Source organism: Rhizobium sp. CECT 9324 (assembly GCF_918741265.1).
Taxonomy (GTDB): Bacteria; Pseudomonadota; Alphaproteobacteria; order Rhizobiales; family Rhizobiaceae; genus Allorhizobium.
The window spans coordinates 236,739-254,294 of the sequence record NZ_CAKKMZ010000001.1 but is presented as its reverse complement, the minus strand read 5'-3'; the positions used below and the strand labels follow the sequence as shown (position 1 = coordinate 254,294).

Below are 17,556 nucleotides of genomic sequence, written 5' to 3'. Positions count from 1 at the left end.
CGGAAATGATTTCCGCAAGGGGGCCGGGAGGGGAAAGGCCGGTTTTGGCGTGCGGACATATGAAGTGGTCATTCGTTTTGAGGTCTCACGCGGCTAGAAGGCACCTTTCGGACTCTCAGTTTGTTCAGTTAGTCCCAAAACCGGCCATTCGTTCAACCCGCCGGCGCAGTGACCGCATGGGCCACAACATGCCAATCCTGTTCGAATTGCAAGCGGATATCGCCCTCCGTTCCACATGCACCGACCACGGGGTGAATCGCGCCCAGATAATCCAAAACCTTATCGCGGCTCGGCTGGCTGGTGAAAAGAAGCCGGACATCGTCTTCTTCGCGCAATGCCGTCATCAGGAAGTCGTGAAACACATTTGACGGGCGGGTCTTATCGTGGGTAGCGTGCGACAGGAGCATATAGGAGCGCGTTTGCTGTTCGGGATAGCCGGCAGCGGCGAGAACTCGGTAGAAATGCGCATTATTTCCGCCGTGATGCGCAATCTGAACGACATGCAGCGGCTTCATGGCTTTTAGCAGATCTGGGAAGTATTCGCCGTGAGGCGGGCGGAAGTCAACGCAGCCGGCGTCGCCCGAGATAAGGATCCCCTGGTCAAAATGATTAAAGCAGCCAATATAGCTGAGCTGATTGCTCGGCGTGATCGAGCGGATTTCGCCCGCGAAGGCAAGCGCAATCCGAGTGGCCTCGAGCACCGGCAGCTTGATGCGATGCTTGTTAACGAGGGTCCTAGACGGCCCTAGCAATGTGAAGGTCAGGCCCTGGCTGTCGGGGCGGGCCAGAATGAAGCGGCGAAGTTCCGGCGTCCAGCGATAACGTTTGGGAAGACCATCCTCGATGATTTCGGAGCGTACCGGGATCTTGCGCTTGGCCAGTGCAAGCAAGACGTCATGCAGCGACTTCGCGTTGATCGCGTCCTTTGCTGCTGATTTTCGCAAGTTGGCGAGCGACAGCATGCGCGGTTGGATCGATGAGGCTTCACGGGTTCTCAGTTCTTCTGCGAGACCTTTAATCCCGTGCCGATAGTAATGGCTGCGAAAACTATAATAGCGGAAACGCGATTGCATCGCCTCGTCGACCATGGCTGAAACCACGGCGTGAGGTTCGATCTCCTGCTCTGAACCATGATCAATCGCGCACGAGTCTTTCTCATCTGCCCTAAGCTGCGCTCGGAAGAATGCCAAGTCGTAGGGGTCTCTGTCGAAGAGGTTGGCGTCGTTTTCAAGCCGTACTGCGTAATCTTGATCATCCGGCCGCGCTTTGAACTGAAACTCTGGGTCGATTTCGCTCTCGACTTCCGCGATGGTCTCGATGTCGGTGCGCTTGGCGGCAAGATAAGCGTCAAGAACGTCACCGCGATTCTCGCCGGCCAATTGCATGGTCAGCAAATCCGATGCCGCAAGCGGCTGGTCTGCGGGACGGATCTGGGTGTCGTTGACAATCGGCGGCATCCACGCCTCACCGATGGAAATCGCAGGGTCTGCGATTATGGGCACCAGCCCGCTTAAGTGATCCTCGTCATAATGGGTGCCGATGATCAGATCTATACGGGCGTCAACATCCAAGAGAGGCTTCACTTTGTCGAGAACGTGCGTCGCCGCATAGCCGCTCGCCTTCACGCCAGCATCGGCCAGCACACGGACTGTGTCGCCGTCTTGCTCGAACTGGAGGAGCATGGCAGCGCCGAGTTGGACCTCAAACATATCAACTTGAATCGTTGCCATGGCGTCAGAGCCTGCCCAGTTTTTCCCTCAGCTTCATTCTTCGTCATTTCTGGAATTTAAGGAAGGCAATTTCTATTGAGTTGGCAAACAGCACAATATCGCAGGTACAGTCAGGCGCGAATAGATATACCAAGTCAATATGACGCCTAGCCAACTTACGATTATGATCGCTAGCAGAACCCAGCGGTGTGTCCGCACGCGTTTCTTCAGCTTGGCGTAAGATAGAAGAAATGTGTCCGCGATGCTCGCATAGTCTTTGGCTAGCTTGCCCTCCTGGCTAACGAGATCATCTTCGATGCTCCGAAGCGTCATCAACTGATTGTAGATCGCCACGGTGAGAAGCATGACGAAGAGGGTCGCGCCGATAGAGATCGCAAGGTTCGCCCAGAACTCGATCCCGCAAGCGGCGGCCGCCTTGAATTGTGTGGCTACGATGACCGTGGCTACCGGGACCCCCATGACCTGGTTCTGAATATCATGAAAGGTCTTGTGGATTTTGCCAGTGTAGTCACTAATGGCCTCTTCGGTCTTTCCCCGGATTTTCTCGTAGGAGAACTCCGACGCGAAGAGCTTGTAACCATCCTGGGTCCTGGCGACCAGATCGCGAAGATGCGTCAATAGAAATCTGAACCGCGTTGGCTCCGGTTGGGATTTGCACATGTCTATGACGGTGGACGACAGGATCGCAAGCTTCTGGTCCTGATGGATCTTCGCGAAGACGAACGTCTCAAGTTCTTCGACCAGCGCCGGGACGACGGGCGCGAGATCCGCGGTCTCATAGATGATCGGGATGCGGAGTCGTCCCGTCCCCAAGAAGGTGGCTTCGGCTTGATGGGGATCGACGAAGGCGGCTGCCTCGGACAAGGCCTTCACCAGCCGCACCGCGAACTGGTAACGACGGACACCCTCGGGTACTGCCGCGTCGTTGTAGGCGAAGCGTTCTTCGATTAAGTAGTACCTTTGCGGTGCGGCGATCCGGTAGGCGGGAGCGGCTATGATTCCGTCAACGTCTCTCGCGAGCACTCCGAGACCGAGCCGCGGCGCATCAATTTCGATCTCAATCTCGTTTTCGAGAATCAACTTTCCCGGATCATCCACAATCCGAATGCCGGAGTCGCTGAAGGCGTCCTCGTCCTCGCTGATGAACTTCAATGTCTCGAGAACGGCGTGATCGCCTATGCGAATTCTTCCGCCAGTTCTCGTGGCGTTGAAAGCCGTACCCCGGTATATCGGAATGAGCTGATCGAATGTTATCTTCGGCATGCTATTCCCGTTCGCGTTCAAGTTCCTCTACTAGATCGTCGGGCAGTTCCTTGAATGTAATCGTCCTCTTTTCGGGGTCGTAGACGATCTTTCCGCTGGCGAGAGCTGCGCGATCAAACTCGACACTCCACAAGGAGGTCCTGGCCCTGAAGCGGACAAGTGCCCTCAGCGAGCGTCGGTTAGGCACGAAACCATCACCTAGCGCCACATCGGGATCACCCAGTGCCCTTGCAAGATCCTCCGGTTTATCCGGATAAAGCTCATTTGCAAATGCCTCAAAATCGAGTGGCGCGGCTTCGCGCACGTGCCGCTCGCAGATCTCGTAGGCACGCTGAAGGAACTCGTGCTTATCCTTGACGGCACCCTTCGCGGGGTCCGCGAATTTCTCAAGAACCTGGATGAGTGTCCTGGTATCCTGAAGGTCCTGAACCGTAGTGTCGCAGCCGAGGAACTCCTTGAAATACTCCGCGACATCACCCTTACCTTTCAGGAAACCGATGTAGCGATCGGCCTCACCAAGCCACGCCGTGATATTGACGCGCCCTGCAAACCGGAAGCCATCGAGATCAAGATGCTTCACGTCCGCGATGTCGAAATCCTGGGTCAGCAGAGCGCCGAGCTTGTCGTTGATGATCGCTACCATTAGGTAGATGCTGGCGTCCCGCTCGATGTGCGCGAAAAGGACATGGCCGCCGGTCGCGCCCGCCTTTTTACGAGCCTGCACAGTAAGGGTCGCCATGAGCTTCGTGGTTAATGCTGCGAAGTCTTGGAATCCACCTTTTTGGAACTCGCCGATATATGTCTGTGCAGGGTAATTGTCGGCGTCTTCCGAGAACCGACCGTGCGCCTTCGATGCCTTGCTGGCATACAGCGTATAGAGTTCGTTCACGACGCGCTCCACTGTCTTCGAAACGTTCAACTGAGCTTTACCGAGAACTGTCTCGAAGTCGCCCGGTCCTTTGCGTTTCAAGTCATGGACTGCAACCTGAATTACTTTGTCGACCATCGAATCTCCCTCGAGTTTACTAGTTCCGTTTGATCACAAGCACGCTAAAATTCAAGTCCTAGCTGTACTATTCAGGGGGCACAACAAAGAGGTGAGGTCTCCTTCCGCAATCACGAGTTCTTGCTGAACGCTCGTCAACGGTCGTCTTATTATAGCATTCACTTGGAGAGCGCGGGGGGGGTACTTGCGTAACAAGGCTTCTGGATGGGAGCGTTCGATATCCGATGCGTTAAGGTCGCGACACTGGACGTCCCATAGTGAATTCCGCTGGCAGAAAACACTTAGCGCATAGAAGACGACCGTCTTTGAAATGTCGTTTCCCGAGACTGCGCGGTCAATGATCGGCTCTGGGCGAAGTCTGCCACAGCGGTCAACCAGTCAAATGGCCGCTTTCGAAGAAAGCACTCCTACTGCCGCTAGCCAGCTTTCACCCCAAACTGGACATCAGCCCACATAAGCGACTGGCAGTCTTGGGGAGTTCTCGCGGCCGAGCTAACGGCAGGAATGAAGGCGCTAAGCGGAAATAATTTCCGCACGGGGGGCGGTAGCGGAATGGCAGGTCTCAGGCGTGTTAAACGGGCTAGCGGATGCTTGCGCCACGCGTTGACGGCATCAGGAAGCGCATCTGTTCCAGTCATTTGATGTTAGTAATCGAGCAAGTTGAAAAGATGACATTCGTTGAAACAACTCTTTGTATTATGATCTAAGTGAAATCGATGAACGCTGAGCGAAGCAGCCGATTTCTGTCCATTTATGATTGCAGTCGACGATGGCTGATACAGGAGCGCCTATGGCTGACCCTTCGATCTATTCTTTGAACACAAATGGCCGGGTGTCATGGCCGGCCTGGTAACTGACCCCGCGCGGCAGGCGAATGACACGTTTCGGGGCTATATCTATCAAATTCTGCGCAGCATGCTGGTCTGGTTGGAGCTTGGTGATGACGAGCAACTCTTTCTCGAAGGCGCCGAAGACCTTGACCGGATCGATCCTGCGGGCGCTTTAACCGAGCAAGTCAAAGATACGCGCGGCTCTGGCAACATCACCTTCCGCACGGCCTCGGTTGTCGAGGCTATCAACAATTTCTGGTCACATCGGACCCGCAATCCGGGAGTGAACATCCGGTTTCGATATGTGACTACATCGGGCATTGGTGTCGAGCAAGGTGCGCCCTTTGGCGCCGGACGTGGAGGGCTCGACCTCTGGAATGCGCTCCGTATCTCTGGCTCCGGGGATGAGAATGATGGCCAGATAAAGTTGATCGCCGACTTTCTCCTCGGCGAAGGAAATTTGTCGAACGCGGTTAAACAGCGATTTGCCGACGCCAGCCCCGCCACGCTGCTCAAGGAGATCATCAGACCGATCGAGTGGCTGGCTGGACAACAGGATGGCGATGCACTGGTGCGCCAGATCAAGGATCACCTCGTCATTCACGGCGCGGAATCGTCAGTACCGCCGGCTGATGCGGAGCTAGCCTTTAACTCCCTCTACGCTGCCGCGTTTGATGCGGCGAAACAGAAGGACGGTGTTCCACTCACCCGCGCACAGTTTCTGCGTATCTTCGCGAGCGCGACCCGCATCCATGTGCCCAAGCAGGATTTACTTGCGTTGATCCACGCTGCGATGGCACCGGGCGGCGCCGACATCGCGGTGCAAGCGCGGCCGCTTATCCTCGAAGGACCGCCGCCCCCTCTCCAGCTTTATTTCCGTCGAAAGACGCTTGAGCAGTCCCTTGAGGTTGCCCTATCCGCCGGAACGGTCTTGCTCCACGGATCGACCGGCTCGGGCAAGACGCTCCACGCCGCAAGCACTTTCGCAGAGCGCGATCCCCTCTGGCTGAACTTGCGCGACCTTACCACTGCGGAGGTAAAGACGCGCCTTTTCGCTGCAACCGAACTGCTGCGTGCCGAAGGCGTGGCTAGGATATTGGTGGTCGATGATCTCGACACGCTGTCGGACCCAAGGTCGATCGAGAGCGTGCTCAGAACCCTTCGACACTGTCAAAGCGCGCTCGGAGGACAGCTCATTGTCACGGCGGACCGTCCTCTCCCTGAGCGGCTGGCGCAGGCGGTCCAGTTGGAACCAATGCGGGAATTCCAGATGCAGCCCTTCGGCTCGGGTGAAATCGAGGCTTTCCTCCGCGAGGCCGGCTGTCCGGACGATCGCGCTGTGCTCTGGTCGAAGTTGCTTGAGCTATCGACACTCGGTCACCCGCAACTCCTAAGCGCGCGCGTGCGCACATTGCGAGCAAAGACGTTTCCGAAACCAGAAGCGTCCGACCTACTCGGTACTGCAGACGATGTCGATCGCATCAGATTCGAGGCGCGGAGACTGATCGCGGAACTTCCCGACGGAGCGCGGGAGCTGCTTTTGCGGGTGAGCTTGGTGACCGGCCGCGTAACACGCCAGCGCCTCATGGCCGTCGGCGGTCTGCAAGAGGCGATCCCCGAGCCCGGCGCCGCGATCGACATAATCGCTGGACCTTGGCTCGAAATGACCGATGAGCGAGAGTTTCGCGTGTCGCCTCTGGTGCGAGGCGCGGCCGAACAACTCCGCGGTCAGGACTGGACGAAGGCGATGCACGGGCAGCTTGCTTGGACCTATCTTCGTGACCGCACAGTGAGTCCTTGGGATATCTCCGCGATTCTGATGCATTGCTATCTCGCGGGCGCGGCAGGGCCGCTCGTGTATGTCTTGCAAGGAATTTTCTCGGCGAGCGACGAGACCTGGACCGCGGTGGGCGAGGCGTGCGGCTTCTACACAACGCTTGGTCTCGACGCGGGCAATCCGCTGCCGTTCAAGAAGCCGATTGATGTCTTTCCGTTTCGCATTCTCCAATATCGTATCGCTGCCGAGACCAACGCAGACACCGCAATGCTTGTTGCCATGAAGATTGAGGAGGAATTCGCCTCGGCTCCGGACGACGATCTGCGCCTCTTCTTCCGGTTCCTCTATCTCAGCCAATTCCTATCTATCGTGAAAGTTCGCTATCCGATCGCATTCGTCGTTGCCCGCGCACTCGAATTCAACGATGTGGCGAAAGCGCTTGAGGTCAGCCAGCCTGATCGCATGGCCCAAGCAGGCTTGGCGGCAGACGAGGATCTTCCCTCTGCTGGCTATTCGCAATTAGCGTCGTTACGCCTGTACAGTTACATCGAGAATATCGACGAATTCGCCTCGCTCTTCGAAGCCTTGAACGCTCGCACACCAGACGATTCGCGCGAGTTGCTCGATCCCATTGGCCTACCGGACGAGATGTCGTCTCTTCTCGTTGAACGGTTGTGGCTCGCCCAGCACAATATGAAGGACGATCGATGGGGACAGTTCAGGGACAAGCTGCGCATCGCTTTTGATTTCTGCGTGCAGGTTGGCGCGAATAACATGGCGCGTGCAATCGCGCCGGTCCTTCTGCGCACCATCAATGAAGATTTGGGTGATGCATTTGGCGCGGTGGCGATAGCGGGACATATCGGACCTGCGGTGGGAGATGACCCAATCTATCTCTGCGCGCTGGCGAAGGTCACGAGCGATGCCGGACACTATTCCAAAGCCAAAGAGATTTGGCGTGACGCTCTGCCGCGCTGGCCGAAGGCCGACGACGATATCGGATGCGCCTTTGCTCATCGAACGGCGGCGATTGCCTCGGGACGCCATGGCGATTGGCTGGACGCGGCAAGTTACTTCGACACCGCAAAGCGTCTGGCTGAAAACGGAAATCGGCCGACGTTCACGATTGGCCTCACCGTCGACGCCGCTTTCGCTCGATTCATGGCCGGGCATCGCGGCGAAGCGGTAACAGCATTCGGGACTATTTTGGCGGTGCTCGAACCCTTGCAAGCCGACTATGACCGAGAGCCCTTACTCTCACTGCAACGGCGAGCGGGGGGCGTCCTTTCTGCGACGGTCGCCTGGAGCGCTGGCGAACGGACGGATGATGAGCTGTGCAAGCTTGTCGGGCTCTGTAGCAATCTCGACCCGTTCGAAACAGAGGCACCGGTTGCGCCGCCCCTCGATACGCTGCGGCTTGACCTCATTCGATTGGAGTTGGCCTGCGGTGCCTCGCTTGATGTCGCTCTGAGGGAGGCGCCGAAATTGCGCGCTAGCCCGATCATGTCATTTCGCGCGGTCAGCGCGCCTCTGCTCTTCACGCTCGCCCAGCGCACACTTGACTTCCGTGATGTTGTTGCCGATGGCCTGAGGCAGCTTGACGCCTTGGCAATGATCGCCGAGCAGAATGCGGCAAGCGATCGTAACGTCATGTGCGAGGATGATGGGAAGCCGAGGAACTGGCCTCCGGGTGCTGATGAGCTGCTCATCGGCAGTATGATCGTGGCGGTGTTCGGCCTGGCCGCAGCCAACGAACTGGATCGCCTGCCGCTTGCGCGATGGCGGGCAGACGGCGTAGCGCATCCGCAAGGTGGCCGGGCCTTGCGACTGGTCGACCATCTCGAGGGTATGTTCTTCACAGGGGCGATCGAGCCATGGGAAACCGTACTCAAATGTCCATCGAGCGACTGGTCGCATCACGCGGCGTCTGCCCTGGCGGCGACCTTGCTGGAGAGACTCGCACCGGACGCGTTGCTCGCTGCGCAAGCGCTCTGGGTTCACTACCTCAATCGGGCGAATCTCGCGCCGCTTGTCGTCCACTATCTGGAATATTTGATTACCCGGCAGTGGCGGGTGGTCGTGACGATGGCTGCCTTGTTTGGATTAGCAGCGCCATCGCTTTCGCCGCTGATCGCGGCCCTCGACGAACCCGGTGAGGGTTGGCCTAAAGTTCGGACGGTACTCCAAGGCGCGCTCTTAGCTGTCCCGTTGGCTGTCGATGATGCTGCGAGAATGACGATCGAGGGGATGGAGCTCTGACGGCACCCATCTTAGCCATGCTCGGTCCTCTCAGGGGGCGAACAAAGCCCCAGCCCGCGAACGAGTGGCAGCTTACGGGATCGCACCCCATTCGGCTTAACAACTGAAATGAAGGCGCAAAGTGGAAATCATTTCCGCAATGGGGGCCGCTCCTCTCTCAGTATCCCAGACTGGACCAAATGATCCATTGCAGAGAGCAGACGCTTTGCAGGCGCGCCTCTACCGGAAAGATACTCGCGCGAGAGCGAGTTTTGTAGCGTGAGGAGCACAATTGATCTCGGTTTCGCACAAATTGTCGGTTTTCGCTCAATGCTCGTCAAAAATACACGGAAACCAGAATGTCTGAAAATACACTGAAATTACAATGATTTATGAAATCGGAATGAGTGGAAGTGCACAGTGAACGCGTGCAGAATCCAACAAGGACCGCAGCGGATGGATCGCAGCGGAAGTCCGATGGAGCTAACATGAAAAACGATACATTCATCACCCGCCTGACGGCTGTCGCAACCTTAATTCTTATCGCCATCAAGATCTGGATCGCGGTGATGGGCGGAGAGGCTAGCGATAAGCTATACACCCACAGGATGGGCAACCACTGCTTGTGCAAGTGGTGTATGTCGTTGCTGAAGGCCCGCATGATGTTTCCGACCCACCTCACGTTGGGAGGTGGTAGGAGATGGGGGTGAGGTCACGGAAGGAAGTTCTTAACGCGGTCGATGCCCTTCCAGCCCAACGCAATGTCTTTCCCAAGTGGTCATCATCGACCTTCGCTGCTCTAGCAAGTCGGTTCTATGATAAGCAGCCTCGACCGCGCTTCTCACCGTATGTGCGAGCGCTCTCTCTGCCACATCTTTTGGGAAGCCATTTTCAGACGCCCAGTCCCGGAAGCTCGACCGGAAGCCGTGAGCGGTTGCCATTCGACCTGCCACGTCGCTGGTCACCTTTTGATCGCGCAAAAACTTAGTCAGTGTCATGTCACTCGCTGGCGTGTTCTTTCTTGAAGGGAAAACCAAGCCCTCACCAGTTGCGGACTGGTGCAACTGGTGTTCGAGTATCTCGATGCCGCGAGGAGTTAACGGCACTCTGTGGATGACCTTCGCCTTCATGCGCGACGCAGGAACAATCCAGACCGCGCTGCTAAAATCGATCTCCTCCCAGCGCATCTGACGAACCTCGCCTGATCGGCTTGCAGTCAAAATCAGAAGCTCAAGCATTCGCTTCGTCTGAGTGGCTGCCCCAGAGTGAAGTACATCGCGAAATAGGTCGGGAAGGTCGCGCCATGGCATTGCTGGTTGATGTTCGACGCGCTCTCTTTTTCCAGGCTGCTTGGGTAGCAACTTGTCAACTACTCGAACGGGGCTTGCTAGAATGAAGCCGTTAGCGGCGCACCACTCCATGACAGCGTCGCAGCGCTGTTTTATCCGGGATGCTGTTTCAGGCTTCTCGAGCCAGATTGGTTTCAAGCAGGCGGCAAAATCAGCGGGGCCCAGTTCGCTAACTGGTCGATTGCCGAGCTTGGGAAAGACAGAAGCTACCAGAGTATTTATCCATTGATCTGAATGCTTGGCGTTCCGGAATCCCACTGAGAGATCGGCGTGCACCGCTCGGGCAGCTTCCTCAAATGTTGGTATGCGGGCCCTCAAGCTTGCATCGTCTGCGGCGGCGCGTCGCTCCTCAAGAGGGTCAATTCCATCCTCGATCTTCGTGCGTGCCTCGAATGCTCGAGTTCGAGCATCTCGGATCGGCACCGTGGGGTAGCTGCCTAGTCCCATGTCTCTTCGCTTGGAGGTTTTGGGTGACACAAACCGTAAGATCCATTTTCCGGTGCCGGGGGTCTGAGCCGGGAAAAGGTATAGCCCCTTGATCGTACCATCGAGCACGGGCTTGTCAGTCGGCTTTAGCTTCCTGGCTTTCGCGTCGCTGAGCATTTCGAACTCCTTAATCTCTCCTTAAGGGTCAGCTCTAGCCCATCATTTAGCCCATCACAAGAGTTAAGACTGGACGCGAAAGGACGCGATTAGATGCGACTAAATCTAACAGTGACTAAGAAGATTACCAAATAAAATCATGACTTTAATCCGTTACATGTAATAACATATAGTCTCGTAGCTGGCGGACACCCTCTCCGCCATTATCTGTTGTTGTCTTGTCGTCGCATAAGCCGCCGGGAAGGTCTGTAATTGCGGCCGTGCCGGGGCCTCACAGTCCTCATGTTTGTGCAAACCAACTAAGAAATGATCCTGGGGCGTTTCCCGTGGGAGTGGCATGCTAGGGCAGTTCATTCCGCATGCGCATACGCGAGACCGTTGGTCACCTCCGATGCTGCCGCCCGGTTGGGCGACAGCGCGTTGCCGGTTGGGATGGCCGACCTCAATCGTCGTCGTCGGACGAGTTCGACGACGAATTTGACGAGGAGTTGGAGCTTGAATTGCTGGACGAGTTCGAGCTGCTGTTCGAGCTGGAATTGTTCGAGGAGTTCGAGTTCGAATTGCGGCTGGAATTGCTCGATGAGTTGGAGGAACTGTTCGAGTTGCGGTTTGCTGACGAGCCGCCGCGGTCGTCATTGCCGCGGTCGTCGTTGCTGCGGGCGCGGCTATATTGTTGGCTCTTTGCCGATTTCTTCAGGAAGCGGGTCAGCGGATCGTCGTCCGCGATTGCCGGCGCGATGGTGGCCGCCGTGCCAAGTGTCAGCACGGAGGCCATGATGGCGATGAACTTTTTCATGATGGTTCTCCTTGTTATCAGCAGCGCATCGGCTGCAGGGGAGAAACGTCGCGGGTTCAAATTTATTCCCAATAAATAATTATTTATCAGATGGTTATCGTTTCTGTTTATGAACAAGCGAAAGCGCCCGGCGGCGTTTGTCCACTAGGTGCCGGGGCAGATCCCATCCGTGTTCAGCGTTGGGCGCGGGCGAATTTCCGATACCAGCCATCGGCCGCGAGCGTCTTGCGCAGGATCGTCGTGCGCGTATTTTTTTCCGCCTCGGTCTCGCTGCGGATCACGCCAGCGATATCGGTCGTCTCGCGGCGGAAGGGAATGACCTGGACGATCGGTGTTGCGCGTTCGAGCACATGCACGCCGTCCTTGCCGGTGGCGAAGAAGGGAAAGTGGATCTCCGAGCGATAGGTGTCGGTATCGACCACGCCGGCGACCACGTCAAACACGCCGTTTTGCCGGTTGAGCGGCGGCACGAACAGACAGCTCCAGCCCGGTGGCGTGACGATCGTCCAGTAGTTGTGGAATTTGCAGGGCGGCATCGGGTCGCGCGGATTGCCGGCTAGCTGGTGCGTCGCATGATTGGACACCAGCGTGCGGTCGAAATCCCAGCCGCAGTTGACCGTCTTGCCGCCATCGGCGATCTCCATGCGCACCGTGGCGGGCAGACCGATGACCCAGCCGGTCGCCATTGCGTCGATGAAAGGCATGCAACGCTTGACGGTCAGGCCGCTGTCATTGGGGCCGACCCGGTCTGGCGTTATGGCCGGTAACTTGCGGAACCAGTCGGGCAGGGCGGTCTTGGCGCGGACCGGTGCCGGAATGACGCCCTCGTCCTCCTTGCGGCAGAGGAAGGTGATCGTCGGTGTCGGGCGTTTCAGCAGCGATAACATCGTCGCGGTCTCCACGGGTTTGATTGCCATGGATAACGGCCGATCGACGGTGTTATTCCCGCCGACCGGAAATTATTCGAGTTCGGACAGTGCTGTTTGCTCGTCCTCGGCCGATAGCGGCGCGCCCGCGCCCATGGCGGCCAGGAATGTATCGAGGGTTTCCTGTGCCGACGCCGGCATGTAGCCGTCGGTGGCCGGATTGCTGAGTGCCAGCCGGGTCACCCAGCCGCTCGCCCCATGGCAGGCAATCTCGGTTCTCTGGAGTGCGATCGTGGTCACCTCATACTCGCGGCACAAATGGCCCTGCTGATCGCGAAAGCTGGCGACCAGATGCAGGGTCTCGCCGGTTTCGGCAAGGGCTATGTCGGCACCGGAAGCTTCGGTCTGCAGCGCTGCGATGCGTGGCGAGGTGGTGTCGGCCTCGTCGTGCCGATTGGCCTGCCCGGCGAGGAAGCCGCCGAGTCCGGCGGCAATGACGGCAATGGAAGCGGCGAGCGGCATGGCCCAGCGGCGCGGGGCTGGGCTCGCCGATCCGGGCCTTGACCGGAAAGCGATCACCGATGCCTCAGCCGGCGCCTGGTCGATGGCCGCTGCCGCGGCCTGCGCCACCGAGGCCGTGAGAGCCGTCGGTACCGGCTCATCGATCAGCGGCTTGAACGCAGCAGACACAAGCAATCGGCTGTCGATGAAGGCTGCCATGCGTTCGGCCAGGCTGTCATCCAAGGCAAGCGCTGCCTCGATGTCCGCGGCGCGTTCATCATCGAGCTCGCCATCCGCAAAGGCCATCAGCGTTTCGTCGTCGAATTCCCGTGTCATCAGTTTACCCGTCCTTCTCGGGGGAGGAACGTTTGGCTCCGGTGGTTATTCCCGTGAGTTCGGCAAGAGCTTTTCGTGCGCGCGCGAGCCGGCTCATCACCGTGCCGATCGGGATTGCCAACACGACTGCGGCGTCGCGGTAGCTGAACTCCTCCACGCAAACGAGAATCAGGACTTCGCGCTGTTCCTCGGGCAGGGTCTGGACAGCCGCCCACACCTGTTTCAGCGCGATGCTTGCCTCTGCTGATGCTTCGCCGAAGGCCGAGGGCAGATGCAGCGCGTCATCGATCTCGACCGCCGTGCCACTGGTCTTGCCGCGGCGGACCTGGTCGATCCACAGATTGCGCAGGATGCGGAAGACCCAGGCGTCGAAACGGGTATCGGGGTCGAAACTTGCCGCTGCCGCCAATGCCCGCTCGCAGGTCGCCTGGACCAGATCATCGGCCAGTTCGCGTGAGCGGCAGAGCGATATGGCGAAGCGCCGGAGGTTGGGAAGAAAGCTGATCAGGCGTTGTCCAACGGTCTCGGCGGGGTTTGTCATCGAAAATCCACGGAACCAAGGGAATAAGCTGGCGGGATGTGCGTTTGCCCCTATATCCCCTCAAGCGCACGGACGGGGCGGGGAGCGCACATTCCTCGAGGGAGAATTGGACAATGCTGCCGACGATTGCAAGCTGTATTCGGCTTTTCCTTGTCGCCGTCCTGGCGTTGCCGTTTTCGGCATTGTCAGTTTCTGTGACACCGGGATTTCCGCTTGTATCGTCCGCGCACGCTGATGACGATGACGGTGGCGACGATGGGGGGGATGATGATGGCGACGATGGTGGCGACGACGACGATGGCGGAAGCCGTGCCGGTGGCGGTAGTGGTGGGCGGGGTGAAACCAGCCGGCAACGTGTCGGTGGTTCCGGTTTTCGATTTCCCTTTTTCCAGCAGCGTCGCCAGCCGCAGGCGAGAACAGCGCGGCCGGTCGTCATTCCTGACCGCGTGCCCGATGAGCTTGTTGCGAGCGGCCTTGACGACGCGGCTTTGCGTTTGCTTGGGGCCGATGGCTTCCAGCTCGTTGAGCGCCGGCCAATCGGGCTTATCGGCGATAAGATGATCCGCCTCAGGGTTCCGCGCGGGATCGGCATGGATGATGCGCGTCGAATGGTGGCCGAACACGCGCCGGCTGCCGTGGTCGATTTCAATCACTATTATCGGCCGGAACAGGCCAATGCAGGCCCCTGCAGTGAACGTGGCTGCGCGCTGGTCCGCAACCTTGTCGGCTGGCCAGAGCCGGGGACAACGACCGGTGATCGATGTTCGGTGAGCGTCGGTGTCGGCCTCGTCGATACGGGCATCAATCCCGATCATGCAGCGCTCTTGGGCGGCAAGATCGAGGTGCTGCGACTGTCGGATGCGGCGTTGCCGGCGTCCGGCCAGCAACACGGAACAGCGGTTGCCGCACTTCTCGTCGGTGCCGACGATAGCCGGACCCCAGGTCTTTTGCCGGCAAGCAAGTTAATCGCAATCGACGCCTTCCGCCGCATCGGTGGGAATGCAGATGTCGCAACGGCTTTTGACCTCGTCCGGGCTCTCGATGAACTGGCGCGCCGTCAGGTGCGCGTGGTCAACTTGAGCCTTGCAGGTCCCGACAATGTATTTTTGAAACGCAGCGTCGAGGCGATGATCGCCGGGCACAACACCATTCTTGTCGCAGCCGTCGGCAATGCCGGCCCGAAGGCGAGCCCGCTTTATCCGGCAGCTTATGCCGATGTGCTCGCGGTCACCGCCGTTGACAAGAACCTCAAGGTCTACCGCAGGGCCAATCGCGGCACCCATGTCGATATCGCAGCACCCGGTGTCAATGTGTGGACGGCTGCATCCGTCAGCGGTGCTCGCACCAAGAGCGGAACGTCGTTCGCCGCTCCCTTTGTCAGTGCGGCCGCGGCGCTTATCCTGTCCGACGAACCGGACCTGACCGTGGCCGAGGTTGCTGAACGCCTGACGGCGAAGGCGCGAGATATCGGAGAGCCCGGCAAGGACGGGATATTCGGCTGGGGCCTTCTGGACGCCCGCAGCCTCTGTATGGAAGCATCGGGGCGGTGACATGCGTCTCGGTCGCACAGGTGCCTGGCGCGGCCTGCTAAAGCCTGAGCAGGCTTGCGGTTTCTGCAAAGTCTTGTGGGAAATCAAGCGGGCCAATGTCCTGCATGTTGGTCTGACTTTGGGTGTTGTCCGAGCGCCCTGTCCTATCCCTGCCATTGGTCTCCCAAGAATTCTGCCGCGCATCGGTCGTCGCATCGAGGGCTTGACGCGTTCCACGCAATTTGCACTATTGATCAGATGTCAGACCAATTATTGTGGAAACCGCAACGCGGATGATGAAGCCACGGGACGATCGAGCCGCACTGTCGCCTTTGCCTCCTGTCGACCGGGTGCAGCAGGTCACGGCGGCTCTTGCCGACTATATCAAGGGTTCCAACCTTGTGCCCGGCGACCGTTTGCCGGCGGAGCGCGAACTGATGCTGGCGCTCGCCGTCGGTCGTTCGACCATCCGCGAGGTGATCCGGCATTTCCAGGCGCTCGGCGTGGTCGAGGCGCGCAAGGGCAGCGGCACCTATCTGCTCAAGCCGATTTCGGGAACCACCATCCATATGCCGCTGTCGCTGGACACGACGCATCTGCGCGACGTGCTTTTGAAGACGCTCGAGGTTCGCCGCGGCATCGAGGCTGAGGCCGGCATGGTTGCCGCGCGCAAACGCACCGCCGAGGACCTGAAGGATATCGAGCTGAAGCTCAACGAGATGGAACGGGTGCATCTGTCCAAGGGCACATCCGGGCCTGAGGACCTGCAATTCCACCTCGCCATCTATGACGCGACCCACAATCCGCTGTTTCGCCAGCTGCTGGAACAGATGCGCGACGCCTTCGAGCGCTTTTGGGAAAAACCATTCGACCGGCCGGACTTTGCCCGCCGGTCCTTCCCGTTTCACCGCACCCTGTTCAACGCGATCGCCGACCAGGATCCCGAGGCCGCGCGCGCCGAGACACTGAAAATCCTCGACATCGTCGAGCAAGACATCAAGGAAATGTCCCAATGAGCAACGGCTTTGATCCGTTCGAGAATGCCTCCCTCATCGTCGCCCATGACGAGGGCAATGCCTATGATGCGGTCGTCCCGCCGATCGTGCAGACCTCGCTTTTCACCTTCACCGACTATGACGACATGGTTTCGTCCTATCGCGGCGAGAAGGTCCGGCCGATCTATACCCGCGGTCTCAATCCCACCGTGCGCATGTTCGAGGAGATGCTGGCCAAACTCGAAGGTGCGGAAGACGCGATCGGCTTTGCCAGCGGCATGTCGGCGATCTCCTCGACCGTGCTGTCCTTCGTCGAGCCCGGTGACCGGATCGTCGCGGTCAAGCATCTCTATCCCGATGCCTTCCGGCTGTTCGGCACACTGCTGAAGCGGATGAAGGTCGAGGTCACCTATGTCGACGGGCGCGACGAGGAAGAGGTGGCCAGGGCGCTGCCGGGCGCCAAGCTCTTCTACATGGAAAGTCCGACCAGCTGGGTGATGCAGACCCATGATGTCAGGGGATTGGCGGCTTTGGCTAGACGACATGGTGTGATCACCGCGATCGACAACAGCTGGGCGAGCCCGATCTTCCAGCAACCGATCGCGCTGGGTGTCGATCTGGTCATTCATTCGGCCTCGAAATATCTCGGCGGCCATAGCGACGTGGTCGCGGGTGTCGTTGCCGGTTCGAAGGACCTGATCGGCCGGATCCGGGCGGAGGCCTATCCCTATCTCGGCGGCAAGCTGTCGCCGTTCGATGCCTGGCTTTTGATCCGCGGCCTGCGCACCCTGCCGATCCGCATGCGGGCGCATGAGACCTCGACGATAGCGATTGCCCAGCGGCTGCAGGGCCATGATGCGGTGGAAACCGTTTGCTATCCGGGGCTCGCCAACCAGCTGCCGCCCGGCCTGTCCGGCACGTCCGGCCTGTTTTCCTTCATCTTCAAGGACGGCGTCAATGTCCGCACCTTTGCCGACCATCTCAGGCTGTTCAAGCTGGGTGTGAGCTGGGGCGGCCATGAAAGCCTGATCGTGCCGGGCGAAGTCGTCCTGTCACAAAAAGCGCAACCCAATTCCGCGGAAGCCTTCGGCATCAGCCCGCGGTCGGTACGGCTCCATGTCGGCCTGGAGGGAACGGAGGCCCTCTGGAGCGATCTCGATGCGGCGATCACTGCCGCTTCGTCTGGCTGACACCAC

Annotated in this window: 14 protein-coding genes; 6 read left to right on the top strand and 8 right to left on the bottom strand. The window is 58.7% G+C overall.

What is annotated here, in order from left to right; translation table 11 throughout:
- Window positions 1–152 precede the first annotated feature (152 nt).
- The 3 genes from LQ231_RS01180 to LQ231_RS01170 form a co-directional block, all read right to left on the bottom strand.
- Complete coding sequence (locus LQ231_RS01180) at window positions 153–1,730, bottom strand: hypothetical protein (protein ID WP_230169969.1); 1,578 nt, start codon at window positions 1,728–1,730, stop codon at window positions 153–155.
- A gap of 72 nt (window positions 1,731–1,802) precedes the next feature.
- The gene (locus LQ231_RS01175) at window positions 1,803–2,993 is read right to left on the bottom strand and encodes a hypothetical protein (RefSeq protein WP_230169968.1); all 1,191 of its coding nucleotides are present in this window, start codon (window positions 2,991–2,993) and stop codon (window positions 1,803–1,805) included.
- A 1-nt stretch (window position 2,994) separates the two neighbouring features.
- Window positions 2,995–3,999, bottom strand: a complete 1,005-nt coding sequence (locus LQ231_RS01170; RefSeq protein ID WP_230169967.1) for a nucleoid-associated protein — start codon at window positions 3,997–3,999, stop codon at window positions 2,995–2,997.
- Window positions 4,000–4,836: 837 nt separating this feature from the next.
- Between LQ231_RS01170 and LQ231_RS01165 the strand changes: the two genes are divergently transcribed.
- The gene (locus LQ231_RS01165) at window positions 4,837–8,865 is read left to right on the top strand and encodes a hypothetical protein (protein ID WP_230169966.1); all 4,029 of its coding nucleotides are present in this window, start codon (window positions 4,837–4,839) and stop codon (window positions 8,863–8,865) included.
- 467 nt (window positions 8,866–9,332) lie between these two features.
- Window positions 9,333–9,554, top strand: coding sequence for a hypothetical protein (locus tag LQ231_RS01160; protein WP_230169965.1), 222 nt, complete (start codon window positions 9,333–9,335; stop codon window positions 9,552–9,554).
- A gap of 18 nt (window positions 9,555–9,572) precedes the next feature.
- Here LQ231_RS01160 and LQ231_RS01155 read toward each other — a convergent pair whose 3' ends face one another.
- Window positions 9,573–10,796, bottom strand: a complete 1,224-nt coding sequence (locus LQ231_RS01155) for a tyrosine-type recombinase/integrase (protein ID WP_230169964.1) — start codon at window positions 10,794–10,796, stop codon at window positions 9,573–9,575.
- 359 nt (window positions 10,797–11,155) lie between these two features.
- Here LQ231_RS01155 and LQ231_RS01150 point away from each other — a divergent pair, with 359 nt between their 5' ends.
- Window positions 11,156–11,671 carry a hypothetical protein gene (locus LQ231_RS01150; protein WP_230169963.1) on the top strand — a complete coding sequence of 172 codons (516 nt, stop codon included), beginning with the start codon at window positions 11,156–11,158 and terminating at the stop codon, window positions 11,669–11,671.
- Between the two features lie 94 nt (window positions 11,672–11,765).
- Here the strand turns inward: LQ231_RS01150 and LQ231_RS01145 are convergent, their stop codons facing one another.
- From LQ231_RS01145 to LQ231_RS01130, 4 genes are all read right to left on the bottom strand, one after another.
- On the bottom strand, window positions 11,766–12,479 hold the full coding sequence (locus LQ231_RS01145) for a hypothetical protein (protein ID WP_230173202.1): 714 nt from the start codon (window positions 12,477–12,479) through the stop codon (window positions 11,766–11,768).
- A gap of 72 nt (window positions 12,480–12,551) precedes the next feature.
- Entirely contained in the window at window positions 12,552–13,295 is a 744-nt protein-coding gene (locus tag LQ231_RS01140) for a hypothetical protein (protein ID WP_230169962.1), read from the bottom strand.
- A gap of 4 nt (window positions 13,296–13,299) precedes the next feature.
- On the bottom strand, window positions 13,300–13,836 hold the full coding sequence (locus LQ231_RS01135; RefSeq protein WP_230169961.1) for an RNA polymerase sigma factor: 537 nt from the start codon (window positions 13,834–13,836) through the stop codon (window positions 13,300–13,302).
- A 185-nt stretch (window positions 13,837–14,021) separates the two neighbouring features.
- Window positions 14,022–14,651, bottom strand: coding sequence for a hypothetical protein (locus tag LQ231_RS01130; protein WP_230169960.1), 630 nt, complete (start codon window positions 14,649–14,651; stop codon window positions 14,022–14,024).
- Here LQ231_RS01130 and LQ231_RS01125 point away from each other — a divergent pair.
- The 3 genes from LQ231_RS01125 (at window position 14,604) to LQ231_RS01115 (ending at window position 17,550) form a co-directional block, all read left to right on the top strand.
- Window positions 14,604–15,386 carry a S8 family serine peptidase gene (locus LQ231_RS01125; protein ID WP_230169959.1) on the top strand — a complete coding sequence of 261 codons (783 nt, stop codon included), beginning with the start codon at window positions 14,604–14,606 and terminating at the stop codon, window positions 15,384–15,386. The two genes, LQ231_RS01130 and LQ231_RS01125, sit on opposite strands and share 48 nt — an antisense overlap.
- Before the next feature lie 272 nt (window positions 15,387–15,658).
- Complete coding sequence (locus tag LQ231_RS01120; RefSeq protein ID WP_230169958.1) at window positions 15,659–16,381, top strand: FadR/GntR family transcriptional regulator; 723 nt, start codon at window positions 15,659–15,661, stop codon at window positions 16,379–16,381.
- Window positions 16,378–17,550, top strand: a complete 1,173-nt coding sequence (locus tag LQ231_RS01115) for a PLP-dependent transferase (protein ID WP_230169957.1) — start codon at window positions 16,378–16,380, stop codon at window positions 17,548–17,550. Before LQ231_RS01120 ends, LQ231_RS01115 begins: the two co-directional genes overlap by 4 nt.
- Window positions 17,551–17,556: the final 6 nt, after the last annotated feature.